17 protein-coding genes and 1 pseudogene are annotated in these 15700 nt (G+C 64.5%); 9 read left to right on the plus strand and 9 right to left on the minus strand.

Annotated features, from left to right (window positions below; genetic code table 11):
* Positions 1–61 precede the first annotated feature (61 nt).
* Positions 62–844: pseudogene (locus IB234_RS13035) on the plus strand (transporter associated domain-containing protein); the annotation flags it as partial.
* Here the strand turns inward: IB234_RS13035 and IB234_RS13040 are convergent.
* Genes IB234_RS13040 through IB234_RS13060 form a run of 5 tightly spaced genes read right to left on the minus strand, consistent with a single transcriptional unit; the run spans position 828 to position 4113 of the window.
* Positions 828–1556, minus strand: coding sequence for an SGNH/GDSL hydrolase family protein (locus IB234_RS13040; RefSeq protein WP_318652013.1), 729 nt, complete (start codon positions 1554–1556; stop codon positions 828–830). The pseudogene IB234_RS13035 and the gene IB234_RS13040 overlap by 17 nt on opposite strands.
* Positions 1553–2734 carry a formate-dependent phosphoribosylglycinamide formyltransferase gene (gene purT, locus IB234_RS13045; RefSeq protein ID WP_192318268.1) on the minus strand — a complete coding sequence of 394 codons (1182 nt, stop codon included), beginning with the start codon at positions 2732–2734 and terminating at the stop codon, positions 1553–1555. The genes IB234_RS13040 and purT overlap by 4 nt, the downstream gene beginning before the upstream one ends.
* 32 nt (positions 2735–2766) lie before the next feature.
* Positions 2767–2973 (minus strand): DUF1289 domain-containing protein, encoded by a 207-nt coding sequence (locus IB234_RS13050; protein ID WP_192318270.1) that lies wholly within the window; start codon positions 2971–2973, stop codon positions 2767–2769.
* Entirely contained in the window at positions 2970–3494 is a 525-nt protein-coding gene (locus IB234_RS13055; protein WP_192318273.1) for a gamma carbonic anhydrase family protein, read from the minus strand. Before IB234_RS13055 ends, IB234_RS13050 begins: the two co-directional genes overlap by 4 nt.
* A 10-nt stretch (positions 3495–3504) precedes the next feature.
* Positions 3505–4113: a CoA pyrophosphatase gene (locus IB234_RS13060; RefSeq protein WP_192318275.1), complete on the minus strand. Its 609-nt coding sequence runs from the start codon at positions 4111–4113 to the stop codon at positions 3505–3507.
* A 140-nt stretch (positions 4114–4253) separates the two neighbouring features.
* Here IB234_RS13060 and IB234_RS13065 point away from each other — a divergent pair, with 140 nt between their 5' ends.
* On the plus strand, positions 4254–4799 hold the full coding sequence (locus tag IB234_RS13065; RefSeq protein ID WP_192318277.1) for an NUDIX hydrolase: 546 nt from the start codon (positions 4254–4256) through the stop codon (positions 4797–4799).
* 25 nt (positions 4800–4824) lie between these two features.
* Positions 4825–5064: a DUF2789 domain-containing protein gene (locus IB234_RS13070; RefSeq protein ID WP_192318279.1), complete on the plus strand. Its 240-nt coding sequence runs from the start codon at positions 4825–4827 to the stop codon at positions 5062–5064.
* On the opposite strand, the gene IB234_RS13075 is transcribed toward IB234_RS13070, so the two are convergent.
* Entirely contained in the window at positions 5044–5943 is a 900-nt protein-coding gene (locus IB234_RS13075; protein WP_192318281.1) for a DUF6929 family protein, read from the minus strand. The genes IB234_RS13070 and IB234_RS13075 overlap by 21 nt on opposite strands.
* Before the next feature lie 155 nt (positions 5944–6098).
* On the opposite strand from IB234_RS13075, the gene IB234_RS13080 reads away from it, so the two are divergent.
* The 5 genes from IB234_RS13080 (at position 6099) to IB234_RS13100 (ending at position 9174) form a co-directional block, all read left to right on the plus strand.
* The gene (locus IB234_RS13080; RefSeq protein WP_192318283.1) at positions 6099–6602 is read left to right on the plus strand and encodes a L,D-transpeptidase family protein; all 504 of its coding nucleotides are present in this window, start codon (positions 6099–6101) and stop codon (positions 6600–6602) included.
* 139 nt (positions 6603–6741) lie between these two features.
* Positions 6742–7191 carry a MarR family winged helix-turn-helix transcriptional regulator gene (locus IB234_RS13085; RefSeq protein WP_192318285.1) on the plus strand — a complete coding sequence of 150 codons (450 nt, stop codon included), beginning with the start codon at positions 6742–6744 and terminating at the stop codon, positions 7189–7191.
* 206 nt (positions 7192–7397) lie between these two features.
* A complete protein-coding gene (locus IB234_RS13090; protein ID WP_192318287.1) occupies positions 7398–7823 on the plus strand; it encodes an organic hydroperoxide resistance protein in 426 nt (141 codons plus the stop codon).
* Positions 7824–7851: 28 nt separating this feature from the next.
* The gene (locus IB234_RS13095) at positions 7852–8112 is read left to right on the plus strand and encodes a DUF2790 domain-containing protein (protein WP_192318289.1); all 261 of its coding nucleotides are present in this window, start codon (positions 7852–7854) and stop codon (positions 8110–8112) included.
* A 45-nt stretch (positions 8113–8157) separates the two neighbouring features.
* The gene (locus IB234_RS13100) at positions 8158–9174 is read left to right on the plus strand and encodes an alpha/beta hydrolase (protein ID WP_192318291.1); all 1017 of its coding nucleotides are present in this window, start codon (positions 8158–8160) and stop codon (positions 9172–9174) included.
* A gap of 60 nt (positions 9175–9234) precedes the next feature.
* Here IB234_RS13100 and IB234_RS13105 read toward each other — a convergent pair whose 3' ends face one another.
* The 3 genes from IB234_RS13105 to purL all read right to left on the minus strand — a co-directional run bounded on the left by IB234_RS13105 (position 9235) and on the right by purL (position 13950).
* Entirely contained in the window at positions 9235–9552 is a 318-nt protein-coding gene (locus IB234_RS13105; protein WP_192318293.1) for a YqfO family protein, read from the minus strand.
* Positions 9553–9726: 174 nt separating this feature from the next.
* A complete protein-coding gene (locus IB234_RS13110; RefSeq protein ID WP_192318295.1) occupies positions 9727–9996 on the minus strand; it encodes a CDGSH iron-sulfur domain-containing protein in 270 nt (89 codons plus the stop codon).
* 57 nt (positions 9997–10053) lie between these two features.
* A complete protein-coding gene (gene purL, locus IB234_RS13115; protein ID WP_192318297.1) occupies positions 10054–13950 on the minus strand; it encodes a phosphoribosylformylglycinamidine synthase in 3897 nt (1298 codons plus the stop codon).
* A 193-nt stretch (positions 13951–14143) separates the two neighbouring features.
* Here purL and mltF point away from each other — a divergent pair, with 193 nt between their 5' ends.
* The gene (mltF, locus tag IB234_RS13120) at positions 14144–15616 is read left to right on the plus strand and encodes a membrane-bound lytic murein transglycosylase MltF (RefSeq protein WP_192318299.1); all 1473 of its coding nucleotides are present in this window, start codon (positions 14144–14146) and stop codon (positions 15614–15616) included.
* The last annotated feature ends 84 nt before the right edge of the window (positions 15617–15700 follow it).

Here is a 15700-nt window from a genome sequence, read left to right on the forward strand (position 1 = left end):
GCTACTCCTGCACGAACGCAAGCTGCTGCCATCACTCGTACGGCGTACCAGCAAGCAGGCTCGCGCTACTGGCGCGCCAAGCGTCGAGCGCCGTCGCGCCCTGCGCGATGGAGACGCCCAGGAAGAACGCCAGCAGCGCCAACGCGCTCTGTTGCAATTGCTGGAGCTGGAAAAGGTCACGGTGGACGACATCATGATCCCGCGCAGCGAAGTCACCGGCATCGACCTGAACGAAGAATTGCCCCAGTTGATCGAGCAGTTGCGCGGCGTCAGCCACACCCGCCTGCCGGTATATCGCGGCGACATCAGCCAGATCGAGGGCATCGTCCACATGCGCCGCCTGGCCGTACTGCTGACGCAGAACCGACTGAGCCACGCGACGCTACTGGAGAGCTGCGTACCCCCCTACTTCGTGCCCGAAGGCACACCGCTGGCGACCCAACTGGTGAACTTCCAGAAAGAGAAGCGCCGTCTCGGTCTGGTGGTCGACGAATACGGAGACATCCAGGGCATCGTCACTCTGGAAGACCTGCTGGACGAGATCATCGGTGACTTCAGCCATGTCGAGGGCGAAGAGAATCCGGATATCCACCCCCAGGAAGATGGCTCGCAGATCATCGATGGCGCGGCGAGCATCCGCGAAATAAACAAGACCCTCGGCTGGCATCTGCCCAGCGAGGGCCCCAAGACGCTCAGCGGCCTGGTCACCGAAGCCCTGGAAACCATCCCCGACAGCCCGGTGTGCCTGAAGATCGGCCCGTACCGCCTGGAAATCCTCGAATCCAGCGATAACCGGGTGAAGAGCGTACGCCTGTGGCAAGCACGCCTCAGACCGAGCGCGTGATCTGCTCAGCCAGCCCCTCGCCCCAGACCCGGTAGCCCAGCGCAGACGGGTGGTAACCATCCCGCGCCAGGTACTCATCGACAAACTGCAGCTCCAGCCGTGCGTACTGCGCCTGCTCCTGCGCGCTAACGCGCCGTAACTCGCTATCCAGCAGCCCCGCCCGCAACCCGAGCAGGCACCGCAACAACCAGGGCAACGCACTGAAGTGCTGGATGGGAGGTACGCCGGTGAACACCACTCGCGCACCTCGGCCATTCAGTGTGCGACTGAGTGAGGACAGCGCAGCCTCCCAGCGAGCCAGAGAGCTGAGGCGAGTCGTGTCATTGACACCGAACACCAGCAGCACCAGGTCCGCCGGCTCGCTCAGGGCCAGCGGCAGCAGGCGCTCGCAAGCCTCACCCGCGGTGATGCCGTTCTCGCCGCAAGCGCGCCAGGCCACCGGGCGCTGCAACCGTAGCGACAACGCTTGGGCCAGTTGTCCGGCCAGGGCAGCCTCCTGCGCCTCGACACCGACACCGGCCACCGTGGATTCGCCGATCAGCAGCAGACGCAGCGGCTCACCGCCCTGCCCCGCGCCGGCCAGACCACTCTGCGCGCCCGCCGCCTTCGGCAGGCGCAGCGCCGTGCGCCGGGTCCACAGGGCCTGCGGCAGGGCAATCGGCGCCAGGGCCAGCAGGAGCCCCCACCACAGCCCAGCGCGCAGACGACTCACAGCTCGACCTTGACCGCCTCGGACGCCCGCACAGCCTTGGCCCGTGCCGCCTCGATGCTCTCGTCGCGCGCCAGGGTCACGCCCATGCGCCGCTGGCCGCTGACCTCCGGCTTGCCGAACAGGCGCAGCGCGGTATCTGGCTCGGCCAGGGCGGCGCCGAGGTTGGCGAAGGCCACCTGACGCGACTCACCCTCGACCAGGATCACCGAGGAGGCGGACGGGCCGAACTGGCGAATGCTCGGGATCGGCAGGCCGAGAATGGCCCGTGCGTGCAGGGCGAACTCGGACAGATCCTGGGAGATCAGGGTGACCAGGCCGGTGTCGTGTGGGCGCGGCGAGACTTCGCTGAACCACACCTGATCGCCTTTGACGAACAGCTCCACGCCGAATAGACCGCGGCCACCGAGGGCCTCGGTCACCGCCAGCGCCACGCGCTCGGACTCGGCCAGGGCCCTGGCGCTCATCGCCTGCGGCTGCCAGGACTCGTGGTAGTCGCCCTTGACCTGGCGATGGCCGACCGGCGCGCAGAACGAGGTGCCACCGACGTGGCGCACAGTGAGCAGGGTGATCTCGTAGTCGAAGTCGATGAAGCCCTCGACGATGATCCGGCCCTTGCCGGCGCGACCGCCTTCCTGGGCGTAGTCCCAGGAGACCTGCAGGTCGGCGTCGCTCTTCAGCACGCTCTGGCCCTTGCCGGAGGAGCTCATGATCGGTTTGACCACGCAGGGGTAGCCGACCGATTTCACCGCCTCGGCATAGGCCTCGAAGGTGTCGGCGAAGTGATAGGGCGAGGTCGGCAGGCCCAGCTCTTCGGCGGCCAGGCGGCGGATGCCCTCGCGGTTCATGGTCAGCTTGGCGGCGCGGGCACTGGGGATCACGGTGTAGCCTTCGGCCTCCAGCTCGACCAGGGTATCGGTGGCTATGGCCTCGATCTCCGGCACAATGTAGTGCGGCTTCTCCGCCTCGATCACCGCGCGCAGGGCAGCGCCGTCGAGCATGCTGATGACGTGGCTGCGATGCGCCACCTGCATGGCCGGAGCGTCGGCGTAGCGATCGACGGCGATCACCTCGCAACCCAGGCGTTGCAGCTCGATCACCACTTCCTTGCCCAGCTCGCCGGAGCCACAGAGCAGGACGCGGGTCGCGGTGGGCGACAAAGGGGTACCGATACGGGGCATGCGGATGTCCTCGGAATAGGGAGAAAGAAAACTCAGGGGCGTGCGGGTAGCTGCAAGAACTGCCCGGCAGCGCGTGTGCGCTCGATGCAGTGCTGCAGCACTTCGCGGCGTTCGTCGTTGCTCATGCGGCCCCAGCGGGTGATTTCATCCGCCGTGCGCTGGCAACCGATGCAGATGTCGTGATCGTCCAGGGCGCAGACGCTGACGCAGGGCGACTTGACCGGGCGTTCGTCGCTCACGCGTCGTCCTCAACCAGATCGCGAGCGTAGCGCTGGGCGTTGTGCACGTAGTGTGCGGCACTGCCTTCGAGCATCTTCTTCTGCTGCTCGGTGAGTTCGCGCACCACCTTGCCCGGGCTGCCCATCACCAGGCTGCCGTCGGGAATCACCTTGCCCTCGGGGATCAGGCTGTTGGCGCCGATGATGCAGTACTTGCCGATCTTGGCGCCGTTGAGGATCACTGCATTGATGCCGATCAGGCTGTAATCGTCCACGCTGCAGCCGTGCATCATCACGTTGTGGCCGACGGTGACGCCTTTGCCGAGGGTCAGCGGAAAGCCCATATCGGTGTGCATCACGGTGCCGTCCTGCACGTTGCTGTTCTCACCGATGTGGATCAGCTCGTTGTCGCCGCGCAGCACGGCGCCAAACCAGACGTTGGCGCCCTGCTCCAGGCGCACCTTGCCGATCACCGCCGCAGTCGGGGCGATCCAGCTCTCGGGGTGGGCCTCCACACGGGCATCGCCCAGGCGGTATTTCATGGAAAGTTCCTCACAGGCGGATGATCTTGACCGAGGGCTGCGGCGGTTGCTCCAGATCGATGCCGGCGTCGAAAGCGACATTCAGCAGCTCGACGATCATCACCGCCGTCAGGCCCCAGATCTTGTAGTGCTCGTAGTGATAACAGGGTACATACCAGCTGCGCCCCTCGTAATCGATGCGATGGGTAACCTCACGCGGGGTCTCGAGGAAGAAGCGCAGCGGCACGGCGAAAACTGCAGCAATCTCGCTATCGTTGGGCCGGTACTCGACATAGTCCGGCACCACACCGACCCACGGCGTGACACGGATACCGAAGCGCGACACCAGCGGGCTTAGCGGGCCAACCATCTCCACCAGTCCCGGTGGCAGGCCGACTTCCTCCTCTGCCTCGCGCAGGGCGGTAAACGCCAGATCGGGATCGGTGTCATCGCGGCGGCCTCCTGGGAAAGCCACTTCGCCGCCGTGAGTGGACAGGCCGCTGGCACGCAGGGTCAGCACCAGCTCAGGATCGTCGCTACGGGTCAGAGGCACCAGCACGGCCGCCTCAGGGTGGCGCTGGTCGGTCTCCGAATTGCGTGGACTGTAATCGCGCACGCGCTGCAGGAGCTCGTCGAGCATGATGGGTCTCGGTTCTTGTGGTCTTCTGCCCGGCATCATGGCACGAAGGCTCAGCTCGCCCAAGACCTGCGGTAGATCGAACGGCTTGCCGCCACGCAGTCTCCGGCGCCAACATGGGTGATGACTCAGGAGACACCAGCATGAAATTCTGCAGCCAGTGCGGCAGCTCCGTGGAGCAGCGCATTCCCACAGGCGAAAACCGCTTGCGCTTCGTCTGTGCACACTGCCAGACCATTCATTACCAGAACCCGCGCATCGTCGCCGGCTGCCTGCCGGTGTGGGGCGAGCAGGTGCTGCTGTGCCGGCGCGCCATCGAGCCACGCCGCGGTTATTGGACGCTGCCGGCCGGCTTCATGGAGAACGGCGAGACCATGGCCGAAGCGGCCATGCGCGAGACCGACGAAGAGGCCTGCGCACGGGTGCGTGATCTGCACCTCTACACCCTGTTCGACCTGCCGCACATCAGCCAGCTCTATGTATTCTTCCGCGCCGAGCTGGCCGACCTGGATTTCTGCGCCGGAGAGGAAAGCCTGGAAGTGCGGCTGTTCCACGAGCACGACATCCCATGGAACGAGCTAGCCTTCCCTACGGTCGGACGTACTCTGGAATGCTATTTCGCCGACCGGATCGATCAGCGTTTTCCGGTGCGCAACGAAGGACTCGCCCCGCTCCGTCCTCGTCAGTAACCACTCATCCGAAGGGAGCATTGCCATGGATACCAGCAACCACCACAGCCTGCGCACCCTGTTCGAACAACTCGGCCTGCCGTCCAGCAACGAGGAGATCGCCGCCTTCATCCGCGATCATCAGTTGTCCAACGGCGAGAAGCTCGCCAAGGCGCCATTCTGGACCGAGGCCCAGGCCAACTTCCTGGCCGAGTCGCTCAAGCGTGACTCCGACTGGGCAATCCAGGTCGATGAGCTGGCCGTATCACTGACCCAGAAGCCCTGAAAGAGGCAGATGCAACAAGCTGGAAGCAGTCGCGGGATCATCCGCGTCGGTGACCAGCAGTAGGTCGCCTGCCTCGTCCAGCGCGATCCCCTCGACCTTCCACTTCCCGTCGAGCTCGGCCAACCGGCGTACCCGGCCGTCACGCTCCACCAACCCGATCACGGCGCCCAGGCAGGCGCCATCTCTGTAGCTGTCAGTCGTGTTCTCCGCCACGGCGCTGAACAACCAGCGACCATCCGCCAGCGCGGCTCCATCGGTGAAGCCCAGAGCCACGCCGGCTAGCTCGCCCAGGTCAAGCGGCTGAACATAAGGGATGGGAACACTTCCCTCGCCAGTCAGCCAGTCGCAAAACTCACCCCAGGAATAGTGCACAGCAGCATTGGTGGCCTGGCCCTGGTTACCACGCTGCAGCAGAAGAAACTCATCGTCTAGACGGAAGCCGCCTTCGATATTCAAGTCGGCGAAGCGCTGCCGCAGCGCCTGATACAGAGGCGCCAGGTCGATCTGGCGAGGCCGTGCGTTGTCCTCCAGCCCGAGCAGAACACCACGCCAGCGCTCCGGCGTCGAACCAGAGCCCAGTGCCAGCAGCATGCCCTCGGGGCAGCACTTCGTTGCCGGAAGCAGAGCCAGCACCTCCAGGTCTGGCTTGGCCGCCTTGCGGGTAACCTTTTCGGCCGGTAGCGCACCCTCGAACAGTTGCACCAGCCGACCGGGGCGCGGGTCGCCGAGTATGAACAGCCCCAGATGCAGTTCGTCATCCGCTACTACGTACAGTTGCCTATCAACTCGAACCAATGCGCTTGCAGCGCCGAGGTGAACACGGCCCTGCGGATGGTGCGCCGGGGCGAGGGACAAGGTACGCAGCAGCGTGGGAGACATCGTGGACTCCGGAATAGAATGGCTATGGCCGATCGATGCTACCCAGCCGCCATCCGACTGGCGAGGATTGAACATCATCGGCGGCATAGGCAGACTCTCGCGCTATAACAACCTGATCCATCAGGGCCAACACGGATACACCTCGGTACATCGCAATGCGCTGGTTGCTCGCCTTACTCTGCGTTTCCTTCGTCAGTTTCTCCTACGCCTCCAGCGCACCCGTATTGCGCGAGCGATCCGTGGACAAGGTGCTAGTGCTCAAATCCGAGCGCAAGCTGCACCTGATGGGACGTGGCGAAGTACTCAAGTCCTACCGCATCTCGCTGGGCAAAGTGCCTGATGGCGCCAAGGTGCGCGAAGGTGACCTGCGCACGCCGGAAGGTTTCTATTGGATCGACTGGCGCAAGACCAGCGACAAGTACAACCTGTCCATGCACATCTCCTACCCCAACGCCCGCGACGCCGCCAACGCGCGCAAGAAAGGGGTCTCGGCGGGCGGCATGATAATGATCCACGGCACTCCGCTGGACGATGAGTACCCGGAGTGGTTCTTCAATACGCTGGACTGGACCGAGGGCTGCATCGCCATGCGCAACGCCGATATGCGCGAAGTGTGGAGCCTGGTGAAGGACGGCACGCTGATCGAGATCCGCCCCTGAGGATCTGCTGCGCCTAAGCAAAAACAGCTGCCCGAACGAGGCGCCCCTGCGGCGCCTTTTTCATGCCTATCGATCAAAATTTGCTCAACGTTAATTGGCGCGATAAATTATTGCGCAGATATCGAGTGGAGGTCCCACCATGAAACAGCCGCAATCCTGCGCCGCCCTGCAGCTGGACAACCAGCTGTGCTTCGCCCTGCACTCCACATCACTGCTGATGACCAAGGCCTACAAGCCGATGCTGCAGGGCATCGGTCTGACCTACCCGCAGTACCTGGCCATGCTGGTGCTGTGGGAAGGCGACGGCATCACCGTCGGCGAGATCAGCGCGCGCCTGCTCACCGATCCCGGCTCGCTGACGCCACTGCTCAAGCGCCTGGAAGCCGAGGGTTTCATCACCCGCACCCGCAGCAGCGCCGACGAGCGTGTGGTGGAACTGCACCTGACCGAGCATGGCCGGTCCCTGCAGCAGCAGGCCGAGCAGTTTCCCGCCTGCATCCTCGAAGCCAGCGGCCTGACCCTGGAACAGATCGGCGCACTCAAGGACCAGATAGTCGCCCTGCGCGACCAGTTGCAGCAGTCGCTCTGACCTTTACGCCACCCGTATCTGGGTGGCGCCTCGTTTTTTCTCGCCTTCCGCCGCTCTAGTCCGCACTTATTCCATAAGAGCAGATAGCTCAGATGGAAAACTTCTAAAATTTATCTTGCGCGCAAAATTAAATGCGACTAACTTCTGCCTCACGCACTTAATTAGCGCGCAAAATTTTATACAGCAAACTAACTGGAGATACCGCCATGCAAACCATCAAAGCCCTCTACACCGCCACCGCTACCGCCACCGGAGGCCGCGACGGCCGTGCCGTTTCTTCCGACGGTTTCCTCGACGTCAAGCTGACCACCCCGCGTGAACTGGGCGGCCAGGGCGGCGAAGCCACCAACCCGGAACAGCTGTTCGCCGCCGGCTACTCGGCCTGCTTCATCGGCGCTCTGAAATTCGTCGCCAGCCAGAAGAAACAAACATTCCCGGCCGACGCCTCGATCACCGGCAAGGTCGGCATCGGTCAGATCCCTGGCGGCTTCGGTCTGGAAGTGGAACTGAGCATCAGCCTGCCGGGCATCGAGCGCGCCGTCGCCGAAGAACTGGTCGCCGCCGCTCACCAGGTCTGCCCGTACTCCAACGCCACCCGCGGCAACATCGACGTTCGCCTGGTCGTGATCTGAACCCGGCCCGACGAGAGGAGATACCGACATGAAAGCTCGTCGCATGATAGCCAGCGCGCTCGCCGCGCTGGCCCTGGCCGGAGCCTCGGCCAGCTTCGCCGACCAACCGATCAGCCAGCAGTACCGCTACGGCCAGCAGCTGGACGTGGCCGAAGTGATCAGCCTGCAGGAGGCCGCCAGCGCCAGCTGCAGCGTGGTCGAGGCGCAGATGATCTACCGTGACTCGAGCGGTGAACTGCAGTCCGTCACCTACCTCAAGCAAGCCGACAACTGCCACAACCAGGGCTGAGGCCCTGGTTCACCCCCAAGAATTCAATTCGCCAGGAGAATGATCATGAACATCAAGCAACTCGTTGGAAGCGGCCTGCTCGCCCTGGCCATTGGTAACGCCTTCGCCGCCGGCAGCCCCGGCGTGGAACACAACACCCAGGCCTTCCTCGAAGCCCTGGAAGCCGGCGGCGGCAAGCCGCTGGAAACCCTCAGCCCACAAGATGCCCGCGCCGTACTGGTCGGCGCCCAGGCCTCGGTCAAGGTCGATCTGTCTGGCGTCAGCGTGTCCGAGAAGACCATCGAAGCCTCTGGCCAGTCGATCACCCTGACCATCGTTCGCCCCGAGGGTATGAAAGGTGAGCTGCCGGTGTTCATGTTCTTCCACGGCGGCGGCTGGGTGCTCGGCGACTACCCGACCCATGCCCGCCTGATCCGTGACCTGGTGGTGAACTCCGGCGCCGTGGCCGTCTATGTCGGCTACACCCCGTCGCCGGAAGCCAAGTACCCGACCGCCATCGACCAGGCCTACGCGGCGACCAAATGGGTCGGCGAACACGGCAAGGAGATCGGCGTGGATAGCTCGCGCCTGGCCGTGGCCGGCAACAGCGTCGGCGGCAATATGGCCGCAGTAGTTGCGCTGAAAGCGAAAGAGGCCGGCGTGCCGAAACTGCGCTTCCAGCTGCTGTTGTGGCCGGTAACCGACGCCAGCTTCGAGACCGGCTCGTACAACCAGTTCGCCCAGGGCCACTTCCTGACCAAGCCGATGATGCAGTGGTTCTGGGACAGCTACACCACCGATCCGAAGCAGCGCGCCGAACGCTTCGCCTCGCCGCTGCTGGCATCTGCCGAACAGCTGAAAGGACTGCCGTCAACCCTGATCCAGACTGCCGAGTTCGATGTGCTGCGTGACGAGGGCGAGGCCTATGCTCGCAAGCTGGATGCTGCCGGCGTGACGGTCACCGCCGTACGCTATAACGGCATGATTCACGACTACGGCCTGCTCAACCCGCTGGCCCATGTACCAGCTGTGCAGGCGGCCATGCGCCAGGCCGGTGACGAACTGAAGCAGCACTTGCAGTAACAGCAGGCGGAAAAAAGAAGCCCCGGCATTGCCGGGGCTTCTTCTATTTATAAGTGCAAATCAGAACTGCAGGTCGGACAAGCGCCACACATCGAAGGCGGGAGTCTCGTAGGGATGGGCCTTCTTCATGGCCTTGACCACGTCGTGGATCAGCTCGTCGGCCACCACCAGTTCCACCTTCCACTCCGCCACTTCCTCTATATGGCCCTGCTGGCCGAGGAACGGATCGCTACCGGCCAGGGGGCGGAACTGGCCCTTGCCCAGGGTCTGCCAGCAGCAGCTGTCATATTGTCCGATGCGTCCTGCACCTACCGCGAACACTGCGGCTTTCACTTCTTCCAGGTGGCTCTCCGGCACATAGAAACAGAATTTGTACATCCAGCCCCTCCGAGCATCGACGAATACAGCGATCCTAGAACCGCACTGCCAAGGCGATAATGGCATTTTGCCTTATCTGCTTCACGCGGCCTAGTTCGCAACTCTGCATTGGAGTCTGCCGCAGGCAAATCGTCCATTTCCTGGCTAGAGCCATTGGCCATAAGGCGAAGCGGCTTAATCACCCCGGGCAAAACGGCGCCAGCGCGCCTTGAGGCCTTCAGCCGGCGGGCTGTGGCTACCGTCGCAATAAGGCATGCGCCGCGACTGCCCGCAGCGACAGAGCAGCACGAACTGCTGACGCACGGGTTCGAGGCACAAGCCTTCGGCACAGCCGGGAGGACAGTCGGGAAGCACGGGCGAGCGCCCGCAGCGGCACAGCAGATGAGTCTCGCCAGGATTGACCTGACGCACTTCGGGAAGGGAGTTTTCTTCGGAGCCTGACATCGCCAGCCTCGTCGCGAAGCCCTCCCCCGCAGGGCGCGGGAGAGGGCATTCGGTCTATCAGTCGACCCAGACGCGGGCGTTGCGGAACATGCGCAGCCAGCCGCCGTCTTCCTGCCACTCATCCGGGCGCCAGGAGTTCTGCACGGCGCGGAACACCCGCTCCGGGTGCGGCATCATGATGGTCACGCGGCCGTCGCGGCTGCACAGACCAGTGATACCGCGCGGAGAGCCGTTCGGGTTAGCCGGATAGGTCTCGGTAACCTTGCCGTTGTTATCGATAAAGCGCAGGGCAACGGTGCCGGACAGGTCCGACTCCAGCAGCGCCTCTTCGCTCTCAAACTCGGCATGGCCTTCGCCGTGGGCGATGGCGATCGGCATGCGCGAACCGGCCATGCCCTGCAGGAAGATAGACGCCGACTCCTGCACCTGGACCATGGCCACGCGGGCCTCGAACTGCTCCGAGCGGTTGCGCACGAAGTGCGGCCAGAACTCGGTGCCCGGGATCAGCTCGTGCAGGTTGCTCATCATCTGGCAACCGTTGCACACGCCTAGGGCGAAGCTGTCCTTGCGCGCGAAGAAGGCGGCGAAGCCATCGCGGGCGCGGCTGTTGAACAGCACCGACTTGGCCCAGCCTTCACCGGCGCCGAGCACGTCACCGTAGGAGAAACCGCCGCAGGCCACCAGGCCCTTGAACTGCTCCAGGCTGACCCGGCCGGAGAGGATGTCGCTCATGTGCACATCGATGGCGCTGAAGCCGGCGCGGTCGAAGGCCGCAGCCATTTCCACCTGGCCGTTGACGCCTTGCTCGCGCAGTACCGCCACCTGTGGACGCACACCCTTCTTGATGTAGGGCGCGGCGATGTCCTGGTTGACGTCGAAGGACAGCTTGGTCGACAGGCCCGGGTTGTCCTCGTCGAGGATCAGGTCGAATTCCTGCTCGGCACACTGGGCGTTGTCGCGCAGGCGCTGGATCTGGAAGCTGGTCTCGGCCCACTGGCGCTGCAGCATGCGGCGCTCGCCGCCGAACACCGGCTCGCCGTTGAAGCTGATGGCCACGTCGCTGCCGTTGACCGGCTGGCCGATCACCGCCACGCAATCGTCGAGACCAGCGGCGCTGAACTGGGCGAGGATTTCCGGAGTGGCGTCCTGGCGCACCTGGATCACCGCACCCAGTTCCTCGTTGAACAGCACGGCGGCCAGTTCGGAGGCGTCGTCGGCCAGGGAGTCGAGGAACAGGTTGAGGCCGCAGTGGCCGGCGAAGGCCATTTCCAGGGCGGTGGTCAGCAGGCCACCATCGGAGCGGTCGTGGTAGGCCAGGATGTGGCCGTCGGCATTGAGGCCCTGGATCACGGCGAAGAAGGCCTTGAGGTCTTCGGCGTCGTCGACGTCCGGCACGCTCTGGCCGATCTGTGCGTAGGTCTGCGCCAGGATCGAACCGCCCATGCGGTTCTGGCCGCGGCCGAGGTCGATCAGGATCAGATCGGTCTCGCCCTTGTCCAGACGCAGCTGCGGGGTCAGGGTCTGGCGGATGTCGGCGACCGGAGCGAAGCCGGTGATCACCAGCGACAGCGGCGAAGTCACGCTCTTGTCGACGCCCTCGTCCTGCCAGCGGGTTTTCATGGACATGGAGTCCTTGCCCACCGGGATGGTGATGCCGAGCGCCGGGCACAGCTCCATGCCGACCGCTTTCACGGTGTCGTACAGGCGCGCGTCTTCACCCGGGTGGCCGGCAGCAGCCATCCAGTTGGCGGACAGCTTGATATCGGACATCTTCTCGATGCGCGAGGCAGCCAGGTTGGTAATGGTCTCGCCGACAGCCATGCGGCCCGAGGCCGGGGCATCGAGCAGGGCCAGCGGCGTGCGCTCGCCCATGGCCATGGCTTCACCGGTGTAGACGTCGAAGCTGGTGGCGGTCACGGCGCAGTCGGCCACCGGCACCTGCCACGGGCCGACCATCTGGTCGCGGGCAACCAGGCCGGTGATGGTGCGGTCGCCGATGGTGATCAGGAAGCTCTTGCTGGCCACGGCCGGGTGGCGCAACACGCGGCTCACGGCCTCGCCGATGTCGACGCAGGAAGCGGCGAAATCATCGCCCTGCTCCGCCTCGCGCTGCACGCTGCGATGCATGCGCGGCGGCTTGCCGAGCAGCACTTCCAGCGGCATGTCCACCGGCTTGTTGCCGAAGTGGCTGTCGGACACGGTCAGATGCGGCTCGGCGATGGCCTCGCCGACCACGGCGAACGGGCAGCGCTCGCGCTCGCAGATAGCCTTGAAACGCTCGAAGTCGGCGGCGTCCACGCTCATCACGTAGCGTTCCTGGGACTCGTTGCACCAGATTTCGTGCGGGGCCATGCCCGGCTCGTCGTTCGGCACCGCACGCAGCTCGAAGCGACCACCACGGCCGCCGTCGTTGATCAGTTCCGGCAGGGCGTTGGAGATACCGCCGGCACCGACGTCGTGGATGAACTTGATCGGGTTCTCGGCGCCCAGCTGCCAGCAGCGGTCGATGACTTCCTGGCAGCGACGCTCCATTTCCGGGTTGTCGCGCTGCACCGAGGCGAAGTCCAGGTCGGCGGAGCTGGCACCGGTGGCCATGGAGGAAGCGGCGCCGCCGCCCAGGCCGATGAGCATGGCCGGGCCGCCGAGTACGATCAGCTTGGCGCCAACCGAGATCTCGCCCTTCTGCACATGGTCTTCACGGATGTTGCCCATGCCGCCGGCCAGCATGATCGGCTTGTGGTAGCCGCGCACTTCCTCACCGCGCGGGCTCTGCACCGCCTGCTCGAAGGTACGGAAGTAGCCGTTCAGCGCGGGACGGCCGAATTCGTTGTTGAACGCGGCACCGCCCAGCGGACCTTCGATCATGATGTCCAGCGCGGTAACGATGCGCTCGGGCTTGCCGTAGGGCTTCTCCCAGGGCTGCTGGAAACCGGGGATGTTCAAGTTGGACACGCTGAAACCGGTCAGGCCAGCCTTGGGCTTGGCGCCACGGCCGGTAGCGCCTTCGTCGCGGATCTCGCCACCGGAGCCGGTGGAGGCGCCAGGGAACGGGGCGATGGCGGTCGGGTGGTTGTGGGTTTCCACCTTCATCAGGATATGCACCGGCTCGACGGTGGCGCCGTACTCACGGGTATCCGGATTGGGGAAGAAGCGCCCGGCAACGTTGCCGACGATGACCGAGGCGTTGTCCTTATAGGCGGACAGCACGCCGTCGCTGTGCATCTGGTAGGTGTTCTTGATCATGCCGAACAGGGACTTGTCCTGGCTCTCGCCGTCTATGTCCCAGCTGGCGTTGAAGATCTTGTGGCGGCAATGCTCGGAGTTGGCCTGGGCGAACATCATCAGTTCGACGTCATGCGGGTTGCGGCCCAGCTCGGTGAAGTTCTTCGCCAGATAGTCGATCTCGTCCTCGGCCAGGGCCAGGCCCAGCTGCACGTTGGCCTGCTCCAGAGCGGCGCGACCACCACCAAGCAGGTCCACGGCGGTCAGCGGCCTGGGCTGGGCGTGACTGAACAGGCCGGCGGCCTCCTCCAGAGTGCCTAGCACCAGCTGGGTCATGCGGTCGTGCAGCACGGCGGCGACGGCCTGGTGATCGGCAGCGGACAGTTCACCGCTGACGTAGTAGGCAATGCCGCGCTCCAGGCGCTCGATCTTGGCCAGGCCGCAGTTGCGCGCGATGTCGCTGGCCTTGCTCGACCAGGGCGAGATGGTGCCGAAGCGCGGAATGGTCAGGAACAGTTTGCCGGCAGGCTCCTGCACCGGCACGCTCGGGCCGTACTTCAACAGCCGGGCCAGTACCTGCTCTTCATCGGCGGTGAGTACACCGGTCACTTCGGCGAAGTGCGCGAACTCGGCATACAGACCGGTCACGGCGGGAACCTTGGCAGTCAGTTGCGAAAGCAGTTTGCCGTGACGGAAGGCGGAAAGAGCGGGCGCGCCGCGCAGGATCAACATGGAGAACAGCCTCTGAGAAGGGGTGTACTTCGAACCTGCCACGGGCCCCCGGGAGCAGGTTCTTTGAGGCCGTGCATTCTAGCCTAAAGCACCCGCCGGCGGCACCCTGAGCACACAGGATCCGGCGCATCTAGCAGAGCGCCGAAATACTGTCGAGATATGGCGGCCGTTGGGCTTTGCGTATACTGCGCCGATGTTTGCCCACATTGTGTTGCGCATCCGCACGACCGCCTGCTTGTTGGCGACCGTTATCCCCTTGCTGCTCGTGGGCTGCGACGGCTCTGCCGCCAAGCAGCAGCCCAGTACTCTCGAGCGCGTGCAGGAGGAGGGTGTTCTACGCGTGATCACCCGTAACAGCCCGACCACCTACTTCCAGGACCGCAGCGGCGAGACTGGCTTCGAGTACGAACTGGCGAAGCGCTTCGCCGACAATCTGGGCGTCGAGCTGAAGATCGAAACTGCGGACAACCTCGACGATCTGTTCACCCGCCTGAATCAGCCCAACGGTCCGGTGCTGGCCGCCGCCGGCCTGGTTGCCAGCGAGGGCCGCAAGGCCCAGGCCAACTTCTCCCGTGCCTACCTGGATGTGACTCCGCAGATCATCTACCGCGATGGCCAGCGCCGCCCCAGCCGCCCCGAAGATCTGATCGGCCGGCGCATCCTGGTCCTCAAGGGCAGCAGTCACGCCGAACAGTTGGCCGAGCTGAAGAAGACCCTGCCGGAACTGCAGTACGAGGAATCCATCGATGTCGAGGTGGTAGACCTGCTGCGCATGGTCGACGAGGGGCAGGTCGACCTTACGCTGGTCGACTCCAACGAACTGGCGATGAACCAGGTGTACTTCCCCAACGTACGCGTCGCCTTCGACCTGGGCGAGGCCCGCAGCCTGGGCTGGGCGGTGGCCACCGGAGAGGACGATAGCCTGTTGCGCGAAGCCAACCACTTCCTGACCCTGGTCGAGGAAAATGGCAGCCTGCAGCGCCTCAAGGAACGCTACTACGGTCACGTCGACGTACTCGGCTACGTTGGCGCCTACACCTTCGCCAAGCATCTGCAGCAGCGTCTGCCGCGCTACGAACAACACTTCAAGCAGGCGGCGGAGAAACACAAGGTGGACTGGCGCCTGCTCGCCGCCATCGGATACCAGGAATCGCTGTGGACCGCCGACGCCACCTCCAAGACCGGCGTGCGCGGCCTGATGATGCTGACCCAGAACACCGCCCAGGCGATGGGCGTGGTCAACCGCCTGGACCCCAAGCAGAGCATCGCCGGCGGCGCCAAGTACTTCACCCTGGTGCACAGCGGCCTCACCGAGGACATGAGCGAGCCGGACCGCACCTGGTTCGCCCTGGCCGCCTACAACATCGGCATCGCCCACCTGTCGGACGCGCGCAAGATGGCTCAGGCCGAAGGTCTCGACCCGAACAAGTGGCTGGACGTACAGAAGATGCTGCCGCGCCTGTCGCAGAAGCGCTGGTACAGCAAGACCCGCTACGGCTACGCCCGTGGCGGCGAGACCGTGCACTTCGTGCGCAACGTGCGGCGCTATTACGACATCCTCAACTGGGTGACCCAGCCTCAGTTGGAGGGCACTCGCGTCGCAGAGAGCGGCCTGCACGTGCCGGGCGTATCAAAGGACAAGCCGGTAGAGAAATCTCCTAACTGACCCATCCGAAATCTGGCTATGGAGTCAAACAACCTGAGCGCCTACAATCGCCCGCTCATGCCGTCGGCACCTTCGAGCCGCAGC

It is taken from the genome of Pseudomonas sp. PDM16, from assembly GCF_014851865.1.
GTDB lineage: Bacteria > Pseudomonadota > Gammaproteobacteria > Pseudomonadales > Pseudomonadaceae > Aquipseudomonas.

Excerpts from the sequence above, each read along its gene's own strand:
- IB234_RS13090 (WP_192318287.1), top strand. The coding sequence starts at position 7,398 with ATGCAAACCATCAAAGCCCTCTACACCGCCACCGCTACCGCCACCGGA.
- purL (WP_192318297.1), bottom strand. The coding sequence starts at position 13,950 with ATGTTGATCCTGCGCGGCGCGCCCGCTCTTTCCGCCTTCCGTCACGGC.
- IB234_RS13110 (WP_192318295.1), bottom strand. The coding sequence starts at position 9,996 with ATGTCAGGCTCCGAAGAAAACTCCCTTCCCGAAGTGCGTCAGGTCAAT.
- IB234_RS13070 (WP_192318279.1), top strand. The coding sequence starts at position 4,825 with ATGGATACCAGCAACCACCACAGCCTGCGCACCCTGTTCGAACAACTC.
- IB234_RS13065 (WP_192318277.1), top strand. The coding sequence starts at position 4,254 with ATGAAATTCTGCAGCCAGTGCGGCAGCTCCGTGGAGCAGCGCATTCCC.
- IB234_RS13095 (WP_192318289.1), top strand. The coding sequence starts at position 7,852 with ATGAAAGCTCGTCGCATGATAGCCAGCGCGCTCGCCGCGCTGGCCCTG.
- IB234_RS13055 (WP_192318273.1), bottom strand. The coding sequence starts at position 3,494 with ATGAAATACCGCCTGGGCGATGCCCGTGTGGAGGCCCACCCCGAGAGC.
- IB234_RS13080 (WP_192318283.1), top strand. The coding sequence starts at position 6,099 with ATGCGCTGGTTGCTCGCCTTACTCTGCGTTTCCTTCGTCAGTTTCTCC.
- IB234_RS13085 (WP_192318285.1), top strand. The coding sequence starts at position 6,742 with ATGAAACAGCCGCAATCCTGCGCCGCCCTGCAGCTGGACAACCAGCTG.
- IB234_RS13060 (WP_192318275.1), bottom strand. The coding sequence starts at position 4,113 with ATGCTCGACGAGCTCCTGCAGCGCGTGCGCGATTACAGTCCACGCAAT.
- mltF (WP_192318299.1), top strand. The coding sequence starts at position 14,144 with ATGTTTGCCCACATTGTGTTGCGCATCCGCACGACCGCCTGCTTGTTG.
- IB234_RS13100 (WP_192318291.1), top strand. The coding sequence starts at position 8,158 with ATGAACATCAAGCAACTCGTTGGAAGCGGCCTGCTCGCCCTGGCCATT.
- IB234_RS13075 (WP_192318281.1), bottom strand. The coding sequence starts at position 5,943 with ATGTCTCCCACGCTGCTGCGTACCTTGTCCCTCGCCCCGGCGCACCAT.
- IB234_RS13105 (WP_192318293.1), bottom strand. The coding sequence starts at position 9,552 with ATGTACAAATTCTGTTTCTATGTGCCGGAGAGCCACCTGGAAGAAGTG.
- purT (WP_192318268.1), bottom strand. The coding sequence starts at position 2,734 with ATGCCCCGTATCGGTACCCCTTTGTCGCCCACCGCGACCCGCGTCCTG.